Genomic DNA, 13,665 nt, shown 5'->3' with positions numbered 1-13,665 from the left:
CACCATGACCTCCCACCAGGCCCCGGCCGGACCACGCCCGCTGGGCGTGGCGGCCATTGGCTACTCCTTCATGGGCCAGGCCCATTCCCATGCCTGGCGCACCGTGGCCAACCACTTTGACGTGCCGGCCTTTGAGCAGAAGGTCCTGGTGGGCCGGCACGCCGAAGCTGTGTCGGCGGCGGCCCGGAAGTATGGCTGGAGCGAATCCGCCACGGACTGGCGCTCGGTCCTGGAACGGGACGACATCGACATCGTCGACATCTGCGCCCCCGGCTGGCTGCACGCGGAAATCGCGACGGCGGCCCTGGCCGCGGGCAAGCACGTCCTGGTGGAGAAGCCGCTGGCCAATTCCCTGGCCGAATCCGAGGCCATGGTCCGCGCCGCCCAGGCCGCACGGCTGGCGGGCGTGCGGTCCATGGTGGGATTCAACTACCGCAGGCTTCCCGCGCTTTCGCTGGCCCGCCAGCTCATCGCGGACGGCAAGCTGGGCACCATCCGGCAGGTCCGCGCGTCGTACCTGCAGGACTGGCTGGTGGACGGCGGATCTCCCATGACCTGGCGGCTGCGCAAGGAAACCGCCGGCTCGGGCGCGCTGGGGGACATCGCCTCCCACGCCGTCGACCAGGTCCAATACCTCCTTGGCGACACCGTCACCGCCGTCTCCGGAAAGCTGCACACCTTTGTCACCGAGCGGCCCGGACCGGACGGCCCGGAACCCGTCACGGTCGACGACGCGGCCTGGGCCACGCTGTCCCTGGCCGGCGGCGCAGTGGCGGGAGTGGACGTGTCGCGCGTGGCCCTTGGGCAGAAGAACGCGCTCCGCGTGGAGGTTTATGGCACAACGGGGTCACTGACCTTCAACCTGGAAAACCCGAACGAGCTGTATTTCCTCGACGGCACCGATCCCATCGACGTTCAGGGCTTCCGGCGCATCCTCGTCACCGAACCCGGCCACCCGTATGTTTCGGGCTGGTGGCCGCAGGGGCACGTGCTGGGCTGGGAGCACAGCTTCACCCACCAGATCCGCGACTTCCTGCTGGCCATCGACGGCGGCACCGACCCGTCGCCGTCGTTCGAGGAAGGCTTCGGCGTGCAGCGCGTCCTGGCCGCGATCGAGGCCTCCTCCGCCGCCGGCGGCGCCACGGTCCCGGTGGTTGGGCCCGGTGGTCGAGCAGCGAGCCCTGCGAGCGCGTCGAGACCCGGCCCCCCGGTGGTCGAGCCTGCCCCGGTGGTTGGGCCCGCCGAAACCACCAGCACCGCCACATCCCCGTCCGCCACTGCCTCAAGGAGCTAAGCATGCCCCGTCCGTACACCTTGTTTACCGGCCAGTGGGCCGACCTGCCCTTCGAGGTAGTGGCCCGGCTAGCTTCCGAATGGGGCTACGACGGCTTGGAGATCGCCTGCTCCGGCGACCACCTTGACCCGTGGCGCTGGGATGAGCCCGGCTATGTCGAGGGCAAGCTCGCCGTGCTGGAGAAGTACGGGCTGAAGGTCTGGGCCATCTCCAACCACCTCAAGGGCCAGGCCGTGTGCGATGACCCCATCGACTTCCGCCACCAGGCAATCGTGGGCTCCAAGGTCTGGGGCGACGGCGACCCCGAGGGGGTGCGGGAGCGCGCGGCCGAGGAAATGAAGCTGACGGCCCGCCTCGCCCGGGCGTTGGGCGTGAAGACTGTGGTCGGCTTCACCGGCTCCTCGATCTGGCAGTATGTGGCCATGTTCCCGCCCGTCCCCGAATCCGTGATCGACGCCGGATACCAGGACTTCGCGGACCGCTGGAACCCGATCCTGGACGTCTTTGACGAGTGCGGCGTCCGCTTCGCCCACGAGGTCCATCCGTCGGAGATCGCCTACGACTACTGGACCACCGTGCGCACGCTGGAGGCCATCGGCCACCGGGAGGCGTTTGGCCTGAACTGGGACCCCTCCCACTTCATGTGGCAGGGCATCGACCCGGTCTCCTTCATCTGGGACTTCAAGGACCGGATTTACCACGTGGACTGCAAGGACACGAAGCTGCGCATGACAGGCCGCAACACCGTCATGGGCTCCCACCTGCCGTGGGGCGATCCGCGCCGCGGCTGGGACTTTGTCTCCGCCGGACGCGGGGACGTGCCCTGGGAGTCGGCGTTCCGCGCCCTGACGGCCATCGGCTACGACGGACCCATCTCTGTTGAATGGGAGGACGCCGGCATGGACCGCCTCCAAGGCGCGCCCGAGGCCCTGGCCGCACTGAAGAAGTTCAACTTCGCCCCGTCCGAGCTCTCCTTCGACGCGGCGTTCAGCAACCAGGACTGAGCTCCCGGCACTGGCAGCTCCGGCAGGTGCGCACGGCCGGCGCTAGACTCGAAGCCACTATGAGCATTCCGAAGAACGCGCCGGCATCCGTGCGCATTGACGCCTGGCTGTGGTCAATCCGCGTGTACAAGACGCGTTCCGTGGCCACCGCCGCCTGCCGTGCCGGCCACGTGAAGCTCAACGACGTCAACGCCAAGGCAGCCCACACCGTGGTCCCGGGCGACACCGTCCGGGTCCGTGAATCCGGCTGGGAACGGATCCTGGAGGTCCGGCGCCTGATCAACAAGCGCGTGGGTGCGGAGGCGGCATCGCACTGCTTCACAGACCACACTCCCCCTCGGCCGGTGCTTCCGGCGCTCGGACTGCCGCAGCGGGACCGCGGCGCCGGCCGCCCCACCAAGAAGGACCGCCGCGACATGGACAGGCTCCGCGGCCAGGACTGAAGTACGACGCCGGCACCCGGCCTTGCGCGGGCTCTCCGCAGCACCCGGCACCCCGCCTTGGGCGGTCCCCTCAGTCGTCCCAATGCCGGCATCAATGCGGGCCACCGACCAACCACGCGTTCCTACCTTGTAGGCTCCTCTCGCGGGGTGGCAGGATGAGGCCAACAGAACAAGAGAGGCCCGTGGTCACAATCATGAAGTCAGCCCTGTTTCTCGATTTCGACAATTTCTTCAGCGGCCTGATGTCAGCCGATCCCACGTCAGCCATGGAGCTGGCTAAAAGCCCGTCCCGGTGGCTGCATAAACTACGCACCATGTACGCCGACGGAGATGAACGTCGATGGCTGGTCCTACGCTGCTATATGAACCCTGCGGGTTCACTCCCGGACCCTGGCAAACCAGGCGAACGAGTCTATTTTTCCAAGCTCCGGCCTTTCTTCACCCAGGCGGGGGTTGAAGTAGTGGACTGTCCTGCCCTGACCAAAGGGTCAAAGAACGGTGCCGACATCCGCATCGTCATCGATGTGATGACCGCCCTGAGTAGTAACACCAGATATGACGAGTTCGTCCTCGCGTCAGCAGACGCCGATTTCACGCCACTCCTTCAAGTCTTGCGTGCGGATGACCGTCGCATAACAGTTATCGCAACCTCATCAACGGCAACGGCCTACGAATCCCTTGCCGACCGATTCCTCGATGAGCAGGACATCTTCGAGTTGTCCTCGATGGATCCTGAGACCGATGCGGAAATCAATGACGACCAGATTGCGCGGGAATTGGACGGCCACGCGCCGCCGACGGTCGACCTTGGCTCCGTCTTGAAAGCGAAGACCGGTTACGACGACTTCGCCCGGGAGGTCAGGTCCATTTATTCAAAAGCGAACGATCCCATCAATTTGGCGCGCTTGTCGTCGGACCTGAAGGCTGCATCCGGGGCAGGTCTGGAGGACGGTACCTGGTATGGGGCGCGTACCTTCGTTCGAGCGCTTCAGATGCTGGAACTTCCCAATGCGCAGTTTTCCCAGTACCACCTTTGGGATCCGACGCGCCATATCGAGCCACCCGCATCCATGTCCGCCCCGCGGCCCGCCCTGCCCGCCACGGTGATGCACTTCTCGGAAGTCACCGGAATGCCCACACTATCTTCGAGCCACTGGCCTGTGGTGTTTGAAACACTTGCCACCTATGCGGCGATGCACGTTTTCAACTTCACGGAAGCGTCCAAATGGTCCCGGGACCAGGTGGCGGGGCAGGGCCTGGAAATTCCACGCCGGGCCTTCTCATTTGTTGTTCGTGCATGTCGGGACGGGGGCGCCAACTTGAATGCCGATCCTTCTCCGGACGCCGCAGCCATAGCCCGCGCCTTCTTTATCAGCGTATTGCGTCAAGCGGAACTGGCAGGACTCGAGGTGGATGAGTCCGAGAAGCAGGAGTTGGCTGCGTGGCTCCACTGCGACAGCGGGGAATCCTAGAATCGGCCCTTTGCATCAGTTCCAAGCCGGGAGCCGGCGTCGTTCTTGAAGTACGACGCCGGCTCCCGGCCTTGTATGCCCGCCAGCACCTACCGCTTTTCCTGGACCGTCACTGTCCACGAGTCGACGTTGGCGGCGCGCACGTCAAGGTAGTACCTGCCCGCAGTTTTGTGCAGTGCCGTCGTGCTGGCCCCGGTCTTGCTGAGCATGACGAGCGGGATGCCCCCGTCCTTGGAAATGTCCTTGCCTTCCGGTTCCAGGTAGATCGCCGCAACCACCATGTCGGCGCCGCCCTTGAAGTCGTAGCTCAGCTGGGCCTCCGACCCCGTCAACTCAAAAACCTGGCTGGCGGAATCACTCGTCCCCAGCAGTGACTGGACGGTCGTCCACTTCTTGGCTGCCGGCGCGGCGGCCTTCGCGGGTGCCGGAGCCATTGCTGCCGGTGCCTTTGCGGGCGCCGCGGCGGCCGGGGCCGCGGGCGCCGCGGACGGATCAGCGGCCGTGCCCGCTCCGGAACCCGCGGCCCCGCCGGACACGGCGCCCGCCACGACCAGCACGGCGGTGACGATCCACGCCAGCACCCTGTGCTTGGCGTAGCCGGCCAGCAGGAGCCCCTGCTTGTCCCGCTGCCTGCCGGCAAGCGTGAGGATGAGGTCCACGAGCGTCCAGACGCCCAGTCCGCCCAGGGTGACGAGCTTGAGGATGCCGGTGCCCACCTTGCCCAGGTAGAACCTGTCGATGCCCAGGCCGCCCAGCAGGAGGGCGAGCACCCACGTGGTGACGAAGGACTTGGTGCCGACGCCGGCGTGGCCCAGCGGAGCGGGCTGCAGGGACGGGGCCCCGGGGTGGAGTGTGTGGGTCATGGTCGTTTCCTTTCGTTGACGCGGCGGGTGACGCCGCGTCGGATGTTCTGAGTGCCGCGGAGTGCGGCGGGCGGGTGAGGGCGGGGCCTACTGTTTGGTCCAGGTGCCACAGCTGGAGGACTTGAAGTCCTGCCCGGCGCTGAGCGTCACGGACGGACGCCCGCCGCCCGGGATGTCGTTTTCGATGATGTCGGAGCCGTTGCTGCCACCGGCCAGGATGGCCCAGTAGCAGTCGGAACCGACGGCCGCGGCGCTCACGTAGGTGCCCGGCGCGATATCCCGACCGACAGCCCAGGTGCCTTCGTCAATGGTGTTTTTGGCCTTTGCCTTCTCCGCCCCTGTGACGGCGTCCTCACGCTTCTTCACCGCGGCCTCGGCCTCCCCCACCTTCTTTTCGGCGGCACCCACGGCACTTTCCCGCCCCGAAACCGCGTCCTCGCGACCCTTGATTTGGCTTTGCAGGGTGGCATACTCGCCGTCCAGCTTCCGGTACGCGTCCCTGGAATTGCTGAGGGCTTCGTCCACGCCCGCCTTGCCCTGCGCCAGCTGCACATAGGCGTCGCTGGCGGTGGGGTCCGGGAGCGTGGTGCCGAACCAGGTGCCAGCGCCGAGGAGCACGACGGCGGCTCCCCCGACCGCGAGCGTCTTCAGTTTCCATGTGCGCCCGGCGGCGCCTTTTGTGGCCGGGCCGCCTTCGACTGGTGGCGCCGGATCGGTGGGTTGAGGGCTGGTGCTGATTTCCATGGTTGGTCCCCTAAGAAGCCTGTGAGTGATGAAAAGTGGGCGTGGAGTGGCCGTCCCCCAATGAATGGCCACCCCACGGTCGGGGGCGGCTCAGCCGTGCGGTGCGTCCCTGTGCGGGCTGTGCCCGGGATCGCGGACTGGCTCCGCCGTGGGCGCTTTCCCCGGTGAGGCAGCGGTCCCCTGCTGTCGAGGCGGCCGCTTGGCGCCGAACAACACCCCGTCGGTCAGGCCCAGCACGTGGCCGTAAGAGCTGAAGACGAGCCGGCCGGTTTCCTTGCCCGGACCTTCGTCCGGCTTGGTGCTTTCCACGGTGGTGCCCCCCAATGGGTGGTTGTCCTGCGTTGACAGAACCAAGCTAAGCCCCTCCAAGAGCGATCTCCGATGAAACCAGCTGATAAGGGGACTTATCAACATGTTGTCCCCAAGTTGTGGAATGCGACATAAGCTGTACACGCACCGAACATGCCGATCGAGGGGAGGCCGCGTGAACCAACAGGCAACGGCCCTCCGCATCTCGTTGGCGGAAATCGCGGCCCTGACGCAGGTGAAGCGCCCGGTGGTGTCGATGTGGCGCAGCCGCAGCAGGACCACCTCCACCCCGTTCCCCGAACCGGTCCGCGTCATCCGCGGCCAGCAGCTTTTTGACGCCGGCGAGGTGGGGGCCTGGCTCGAGTCAACCCGGCACGGCAACAATCCCCAGGCTGCGGCGGACATGGCTGCCTTCGCCCGGCGGGATTCCGCCCGGACGGATCCAGAAGCGGCGTTTGCCGCCCAGACCGCGCTCATCACGCTGCGCCGGCTGACGGGCGGTCCGCTGGCCGGCCTGGACCTTGACGACCTGCTTGACGCCGCCGACGAGGCCGACCCGGACGACGAGTTCCTCTACTCGGAAATCGAGGCCCTGGGCCGGACGGCCCCGGAGGCAGCGGCGCACGCCGACCAGCTGGTGGACGCCGCCTACTCCCCCGCCGCCGCACTGGAACAGCTCCTGGGCGGCCGCCACCGGGCCGGGCTGCGCGGCCAGGCGGATACTGCCCTCGCGCAACCGGCCGTCGAGCTGGCGGCGGGGACCGCCGTCGAACTGGCCGCGGGCAACGGGACCGGGAGGCCCGTGTTTGTCGATTCCACCCCCGGCGGCAGTGACCTGCTCACGGCCGTGCTGGACCGGCTGCCCGAAGATGCGGATCCCTTGATCCTGACGCGCGACGGGCGGGACCAGGCGTCGCGGACCGCCCTGCGCCGCCTGCTGGTCCACGGCGCGCGCCGCAGGCCGCTGGCCGTGTCGGATGGCGGCCAGTTCGCGGTCGGGGAACCGGCCGTCCATGTGGCGTCGTACCCGCCGCCCGGCGCCCCGGACCTGGCGGCGCCGGACATTCTGGCGGACATTGAGAACACCGTCCTGCAGATGGACGATTCGCAGCGCGGGGTTTTCATGGCTCCGGCGTCGGTGCTTACGGACGCCCTCGACGACGCGAGGGCCGCCGATGTGCGCTCGGACCTGCTCCGCTCGGGCCGGGTGCGCGCCATCGTCCGCCTCCCCGCCGGCCTGGTCCCCGCCAAGGCCCGCCAGTCGCTGGCCCTCTGGGTGCTCGGCCCCGCCCACGCGTCCGTGCCGATCGCCGAGCGCTGGACCATGGTCGCCGACCTCACCGACACCCCGTTGACCGCCGACGCCGTGCAGGACCTAGTGGGCGACCTCGCCGTTTCGCTGGGAACGGCGGGCCTGATCCGCTCCCACGCCATGCGCTTTGCCCGCACCGTGCCCACCTCCCGCCTGCTCGCCCGCCGCGGCGCGCTGGTCCGTCACGCCGCGGCCCGCCGCGACGGGCCCGCCGCTGCCGAGCAGGCGGTGCGGGCGGACCGGCTCCTCGCCCGGCTCAACGATCCCGCGGCGGCCCCGGCGCCCCTGTCCGTCGGGGTGTCGCTGGGCCACGGCACCCCCAACACCGAAATGGTTGACGTGCTGCTGTCGCAGGGCCACCTGCGCTACGTCCAGGGGGTGCGCCTCGCCGCCGGTCTGCCGCTGGCGGACGACGGCGGCGCCCGGGTCCTCGGGCCCGCGGACCTTGGGCGCGGCGCGGGGCAGGGACGCCGCGGCACGGCTGTCAGGAGGATCGACCGCCTGGTCCTGGCGGCCAACCACCCCAACGCGCGGCTGACCGAGCCCGGCGACGTCGTCTTCGCCACCGTCCCCACACCCGCGGCGGCCGTCGACGCCGGGGGCGGGGCCGTCGTCGAATATCCCGCCCGGGTGCTGCGGATCAGCGGCGCCGATCCCGGCGGGCTCATGCCGGAGCTGGTCGCCGCGGACATCAATGCCGCCGCCTCCAAGGACTGGCGGCACTGGGCGCTCCGGCTGGTGCCGCACGCCGCGGCACGGCAGCTGCAGCACGCCCTGGGACTCCTGGATCAGGAACGGGGCGCCGCCCAGCTCAGGCTCGACCGCCTCACCGAACTCACCACGCTCCTGCGCGACGGCGTCAGCGCCGGCGGGCTCGCCGTGGACGCTACGATCGATTTAACGTAAAAGGAAGATGTTCAATGCCCCCGAAGAAAAGCACCGCGAAGAACTTGGACGCCGCCCCGTCCACCATGAAGGAACTCAAGGACACCCTGTGGAAGGCCGCGGACAAGCTGCGCGGGTCCATGGATGCCTCACAGTACAAGGACGTCATCCTGGGGCTCGTGTTCCTGAAGTACGTCTCCGACGCCTTTGACGAGCGCCGCGAGCAGATCCGCGCCGAACTGGAGGCCGACGGCCTGAACGAGGAGCAGATCGGCCAGCTCATCGACGACGTCGACGAATACACCGGCCGCGGCGTGTTCTGGGTCCCGGCCCGCGCCCGCTGGACGTACCTGGCGCAGAACGCCAAGGGCACCCAGGCCACCCTGGACGAGCACGCCAAGAGCATCGGCGAGCTCATCGACGACGCCATGGCGTACGTGATGGGCTCGAACCCGTCGTTGGCGGCAACGCTGCCGATGATCTTCAACAAGGACAACGTGGACCAGCGCCGCCTGGGCGAGCTGCTGGACCTGTTCAACTCGGCCAAGTTCACCGGCCAGGGCGCCACGAAGGCCCGCGACCTCCTCGGCGAGGTCTACGAGTACTTCCTGGAGAAGTTCGCCCGCGCCGAGGGCAAACGCGGCGGCGAGTTCTACACCCCCGCCGGCGTGGTCCGCGTGCTCGTCGAGGTGCTGCGCCCGGACCACGGCCGCGTGTACGACCCCGCCTGTGGTTCGGGCGGCATGTTCGTCCAGGCCGAGAAGTTCCTGGAGGCCCACAACAAGGAGGGCTCGGAGATTTCCGTGTACGGCCAGGAGCTCAACGAGCGCACCTGGCGGATGGCGAAGATGAACCTGGCCATCCACGGGCTCAACGGCAACCTGGCCTCGCGCTGGGGCGACACCTTTGCCCGCGACCAGCACCCGGACATGCAGGCCGACTTCATCATGGCCAACCCGCCGTTCAACATCAAGGACTGGGCGCGTTCGGAGTCGGATCCCCGCTGGAAGTACGGCGTCCCGCCGGCCGGAAACGCGAACTATGCGTGGATCCAGCACATCATTTCCAAGCTGGCCCCGGGCGGCTCCGCCGGCGTGGTCATGGCCAACGGCTCCATGTCCTCGAACTCCGGCGGCGAGGGCGAGATCCGCGCCCAGCTCGTGGAGGCGGACCTCGTCTCCTGCATGGTGGCGCTGCCCACCCAGCTGTTCCGTTCCACCGGCATCCCCGTGTGCACGTGGTTCTTTGCGAAGGACAAGACTGCCGGCTCTGGCGGGTCTGTGGACAGGACCGGTCAGGTGCTGTTCATCGACGCCCGAAACCTGGGCCACATGGTCGACCGTGCCGAACGGGCCCTTTCCGACGAGGACATTGCCAAGATCGCGGGCACCTTCCACGCCTGGCGCGGCACCCCGCCCGTGGTCGAGCCATCCCCGCCGGTCGAGCCTCCGGTGGTCGAGCCTGTCGAGACCCTCCCGGTGGTCGAGCCTGTCGAGACCCTCCCGGTGGTCGAGCAGCGAGCTCTGCGAGCGCGTCGAGACCCGGAGGCCCAGAGCCCTGCCGAAACCCCCTACGCCGACGTCCCCGGCTTCTGCTACTCAGCCTCCCTCGCCGAGATCAAGGCCGCCGACTACGCCTTGACCCCGGGCCGCTACGTTGGCGCCGCCGACGTGGAGGACGACGGCGAGCCGATCGAGGAAAAGATTGCACGGCTCTCCGCCGAGCTCTTTGCCCAATTCGACGAGTCCGAGCGCCTTGCGGCGGTTGTGCGCGAGCAGCTGGGGAGGGTTTCATGAGCCTTCCAGATTCGTTCAATTACTTATTTGATATCACGCCCGAATGGCCTTTGAAACGGGTAGATGAGCTTTGCGATGTAACCCGAGGAGCCTCTCCACGTCCGATCCACGAATGGATAGTGCCGGAGGGGACACCATGGATCAAAATCGCTGACGCCACAGCAGATCCCTCGAGGTACATAACAAGGACGCGCGAATTTATCCGCCATGAGGGACGAAGTAAGAGTGTTGTAGTTCGTCCCGGCGATCTAATCCTGTCCAACAGCGCGACACCAGGCATTCCGAAAATCTTAGGAATCGAAGCCTGCATTCACGATGGCTGGCTACTGCTCCGAAATCTTCGAGGCATCGATCCTAAATTCTTCTACTATATATTTTTGAATGACAGAAAGCACTTGGCAGGTCAGGGGAACGGCTCTATCTTCACTAATTTGAAGACAGACATCGTCAAGGCCCATACTCTTCTGCTCCCCCCCTTGCAGGAGCAATGCGCCATCGCAGAAGTCCTGGGCGCCCTCGACGACAAGATCGCCGCCAACACCAAACTTGCTGACACAGCAACTGGCCTGATGACGACATTGTTGACGGCCTATCCAGCCACTGTGCCGATTTCCGAAATCGTTGAGCATCGCAAGACGTCGACCAATCCGGAGTCGATGCCTGTGGACAAAGTGGCTCACTTCAGTTTGCCTGCCTTCGACGTGGACCAAAGCCCGGAATTCTGCGAACCCTCAACCATCAAGAGCAATAAGTTCTTGATCGAGCGGCCGTCCGTTCTCATTTCTAAGCTAAACCCGCGCTTCCCAAGGGTCTGGGACGTCGCGACTATGCCAGATATCCCCTCGCTCGCGTCTACTGAGTTCCTGGTCTTGGAACCGAAGCAAGTGTCCACGGCAGTCATCTGGGCCATGCTTTCGCAGCCTTCATTCAGCGCTTCGCTTGAAACCCAAGTTGCAGGCACCTCTAGCAGCCATCAGCGGGTGAGACCCAGCGACTTGCTAGCAACATTGGTTCCAAGCCCAAGTTCAATACCCATTTCAGTGTTGGCACAAGTTACTGCAATTGGAGCAAGGGTGGCCACAACGCGAGCAGAAAACCGAACTCTCGGCGCCACCCGCGACGCGCTGCTTCCGCAGCTGATGTCCGGCAAACTCCGCGTCAAGGAAGCCCAAGCCCTTGTCGCTGCAGCGGTTTAAGGGCGGGGAACTGCCAATAGCCGTTGGCAGTGGACGGCCTGGACGTGGTTTCCAGGCCGGCTGACGGGATATGCCACCGAAAGCTCCTCTGTCGGCGCCAGAACCGCCCGCGACCGTTAGCGCCGTGCAAGCAGATGCAGACAGATAAGTGAGCACAGCTTACGAATACTACTTAAGAGAAGTCACTTTTCATAATGGATGGTGGACGGCAAACTAAAGAGGCAGTAATTTAGATCACGCGACGGCCAGACCGGCACTCCCCTAGAGGTACCGGATGGCGCCGTCCACTAAGGAGACCCGCGCATGGCAACAACCCCAAACCCACAGTCCGTCTGGCGGCGCAAGCCGATCGCCGAGATGGACATTGAGAGCGCAAAGAGCGGCCTGCTCAAATCCCTGGGTCTGTGGCAGCTGACCGCGATCGGCGTCGGCGGCATCATCGGCGTCGGCATCTTCTCGCTCGCCGGGCTCGTGGCCCACGGCGACCCGAGCCATCCCGGCGTCGGGCCGGCCGTGCTGATCTCCTTCCTCATCGCCGGGCTGGCCTCCGCCGCCGCCGCGCTGTCCTACGCGGAATTCGCGGGCATGATCCCACGGGCAGGCTCCGCCTACACCTACGGGTACGTGGCGCTGGGCGAGCTGACCGGCTGGTTCATCGGCTGGGACCTGCTGCTGGAGTACATCGCCATTGTCGCCGTCGTCGCCATCGGCATCTCCGGCTACATCAACGCCTTCCTCGGCGGTTTCGGCATGCACCTGCCACACGCCATATCCGCCACCGCGGAAGACGGCGGCCTGATCAACCTGCCCGCCATCCTCGTCTGCCTGCTGGTCACCTGGATCCTCAGCCGCGGCACCAAGGCGCTGGGCCGGTTCGAACTCGCGGCCGTGGCCATCAAGATTGTGCTGATCCTGTTCATCGTGGGGTTGGGCATGTTCTACGTCAACGCGCACAACTACAACCCGTTCATGCCCAGCGGCTTCGGCCCGGTCGTCACGGGCGCGGCCACCGTCTTCTTCGCCGTGTTCGGCTACGACGCCATGAGCACGGCGGCCGAGGAAGCCAAGGACGGCAAGAAGCACATGCCCAAGGCCATCATCATGTCCCTGGTGATCGCCATGCTGCTCTACGTCGCCGCGACCCTGGTGCTGACCGGCATGCAGAACTACAAGAACATCGACCCCACGGCCGGGTTCGCCTCCGCCTTCACCGGCGTCGGCCTGCCGGTCATAGCCAGCATCATCTCCGTTTTCGCCGTGCTGTCCATCCTGACCGTGATGCTGACCTTCCTGCTCGGCGTCAGCCGCGTCTGGTTCTCCATGAGCCGCGACGGGCTGCTGCCCAAGTGGTTCTCCAAGGTGGACCACCGCGGCACACCCAGGCGCGTCACGTGGATTGCCGGGCTGGGCTCAGCCTTCCTGGCCGGCGTCTTCCCCATCCGCCTGGTGGCCGACCTGACAAACATCGGCATTCTGGCCGCATTCGTGGTGGTCTGCATTTCCGTGATCGTGTTCCGCTACACCAAGCCGGATGCGCCGCGCACCTTCCGGCTGCCGTTCATGCCCGCCGTCCCCGCGGTGGGCGTGCTGTTCTCGCTGTTCCTGATCTGGCAGCTGTCCTGGGAAACCAAGCTTCGCTTCGTGGTGTGGCTGGCGATCGGCCTGGTCATCTACTTCACGTACAGCCGCAAGCACTCGCTGATGAACCCGGACAGCCCCCGGCACAGCGAACTCGACGCCGCCCCCGCCGTCGAACGGCCCGGTTCATAGTCCTTCCAGGCAATCAATAGCGACGAAACGTGGGCGGCGGATCGGCCTGTGGCTGTCGAAGGCCGATCCTTCTGACCAGCTCCAACGGGAACAGACCTATGGTCGTCGATATAGATTTAACGCCGTCATGGTGGCATGATGGATGAGAGGGCGCCGATGGCGCGAGGCAACACGTCGGGCGCGGCCGCCTTGGCGCACGAGACCTGACGGGGTGATGGGGAGGGGAGGACCATGATTCTTAAGGAAATTTCAGTTGAACGGTTCATTTTTACCTGCACCGGCTGTGGGCATGCCTGGGTGGCCGACTATGACGCCCAGCATGTGGAGGATGGCCACGGCCACGCGCGGGACTATTTCTTTCGCGACGGGGTTCAATGCCCCGATCCCACGGGTCCGGGTGAAACTATATGCCCACATTGTGGCCGGGCCTCGGTCCTGGTCCACCTCAGCGCCCGCCGGGCCAGTCCCGCAGTCACTGACAAGGCTCCAGAGGGTCCGGGGGAAATGCCCACCAGCGCCCGTACCGCTGCCCGGGCCAAGGCACCGCTGCTCCCCGGCGCACAATAATCGCCAGGCA

The 13,665-nt window shown here is 66.3% G+C and carries 11 protein-coding genes; 8 read left to right on the top strand and 3 right to left on the bottom strand.

The genetic code is table 11. From position 1 onward, the window contains the following. Nucleotides 1-4 precede the first annotated feature (4 nt). From DMB86_RS04060 to DMB86_RS04045, 4 genes are all read left to right on the top strand, one after another. Nucleotides 5-1,294: a Gfo/Idh/MocA family protein gene (locus DMB86_RS04060; protein WP_113716660.1), complete on the top strand. Its 1,290-nt coding sequence runs from the start codon at nucleotides 5-7 to the stop codon at nucleotides 1,292-1,294. Nucleotides 1,295-1,296: 2 nt separating this feature from the next. Then, on the top strand, nucleotides 1,297-2,298 hold the full coding sequence (locus DMB86_RS04055; protein ID WP_113716659.1) for a sugar phosphate isomerase/epimerase family protein: 1,002 nt from the start codon (nucleotides 1,297-1,299) through the stop codon (nucleotides 2,296-2,298). A 59-nt stretch (nucleotides 2,299-2,357) separates the two neighbouring features. Next, nucleotides 2,358-2,741, top strand: coding sequence for an RNA-binding S4 domain-containing protein (locus DMB86_RS04050; protein ID WP_113716658.1), 384 nt, complete (start codon nucleotides 2,358-2,360; stop codon nucleotides 2,739-2,741). 182 nt (nucleotides 2,742-2,923) lie between these two features. Beyond that, a complete protein-coding gene (locus tag DMB86_RS04045; RefSeq protein ID WP_171814360.1) occupies nucleotides 2,924-4,213 on the top strand; it encodes an NYN domain-containing protein in 1,290 nt (429 codons plus the stop codon). 89 nt (nucleotides 4,214-4,302) lie between these two features. Here the strand turns inward: DMB86_RS04045 and DMB86_RS04040 are convergent, their stop codons facing one another. From DMB86_RS04040 to DMB86_RS04030, 3 genes are all read right to left on the bottom strand, one after another. Next, nucleotides 4,303-5,076, bottom strand: a complete 774-nt coding sequence (locus DMB86_RS04040) for a TM2 domain-containing protein (protein WP_113716656.1) — start codon at nucleotides 5,074-5,076, stop codon at nucleotides 4,303-4,305. 87 nt (nucleotides 5,077-5,163) lie between these two features. Further along, nucleotides 5,164-5,820, bottom strand: a complete 657-nt coding sequence (locus tag DMB86_RS04035) for a hypothetical protein (protein WP_113716655.1) — start codon at nucleotides 5,818-5,820, stop codon at nucleotides 5,164-5,166. Between the two features lie 90 nt (nucleotides 5,821-5,910). Further along, nucleotides 5,911-6,174: a hypothetical protein gene (locus tag DMB86_RS04030; RefSeq protein ID WP_129545456.1), complete on the bottom strand. Its 264-nt coding sequence runs from the start codon at nucleotides 6,172-6,174 to the stop codon at nucleotides 5,911-5,913. Between the two features lie 130 nt (nucleotides 6,175-6,304). On the opposite strand from DMB86_RS04030, the gene DMB86_RS20505 reads away from it, so the two are divergent. The 4 genes from DMB86_RS20505 (at nucleotide 6,305) to DMB86_RS04010 (ending at nucleotide 13,088) form a co-directional block, all read left to right on the top strand. Beyond that, the gene (locus DMB86_RS20505; RefSeq protein ID WP_171814359.1) at nucleotides 6,305-8,347 is read left to right on the top strand and encodes a hypothetical protein; all 2,043 of its coding nucleotides are present in this window, start codon (nucleotides 6,305-6,307) and stop codon (nucleotides 8,345-8,347) included. 14 nt (nucleotides 8,348-8,361) lie between these two features. After that, nucleotides 8,362-10,122 carry a class I SAM-dependent DNA methyltransferase gene (locus DMB86_RS04020; RefSeq protein ID WP_113716653.1) on the top strand — a complete coding sequence of 587 codons (1,761 nt, stop codon included), beginning with the start codon at nucleotides 8,362-8,364 and terminating at the stop codon, nucleotides 10,120-10,122. Further along, the gene (locus tag DMB86_RS04015; RefSeq protein WP_113716652.1) at nucleotides 10,119-11,318 is read left to right on the top strand and encodes a restriction endonuclease subunit S; all 1,200 of its coding nucleotides are present in this window, start codon (nucleotides 10,119-10,121) and stop codon (nucleotides 11,316-11,318) included. Before DMB86_RS04020 ends, DMB86_RS04015 begins: the two co-directional genes overlap by 4 nt. Nucleotides 11,319-11,621: 303 nt before the next feature. Beyond that, nucleotides 11,622-13,088, top strand: coding sequence for an amino acid permease (locus DMB86_RS04010; RefSeq protein WP_113716651.1), 1,467 nt, complete (start codon nucleotides 11,622-11,624; stop codon nucleotides 13,086-13,088). The last annotated feature ends 577 nt before the right edge of the window (nucleotides 13,089-13,665 follow it).

This window comes from Arthrobacter dokdonellae (assembly GCF_003268655.1).
In the GTDB taxonomy this organism is placed as follows: domain Bacteria; phylum Actinomycetota; class Actinomycetes; order Actinomycetales; family Micrococcaceae; genus Specibacter; species Specibacter dokdonellae.
This window is presented reverse-complemented; position numbering and strand designations above follow the sequence as displayed.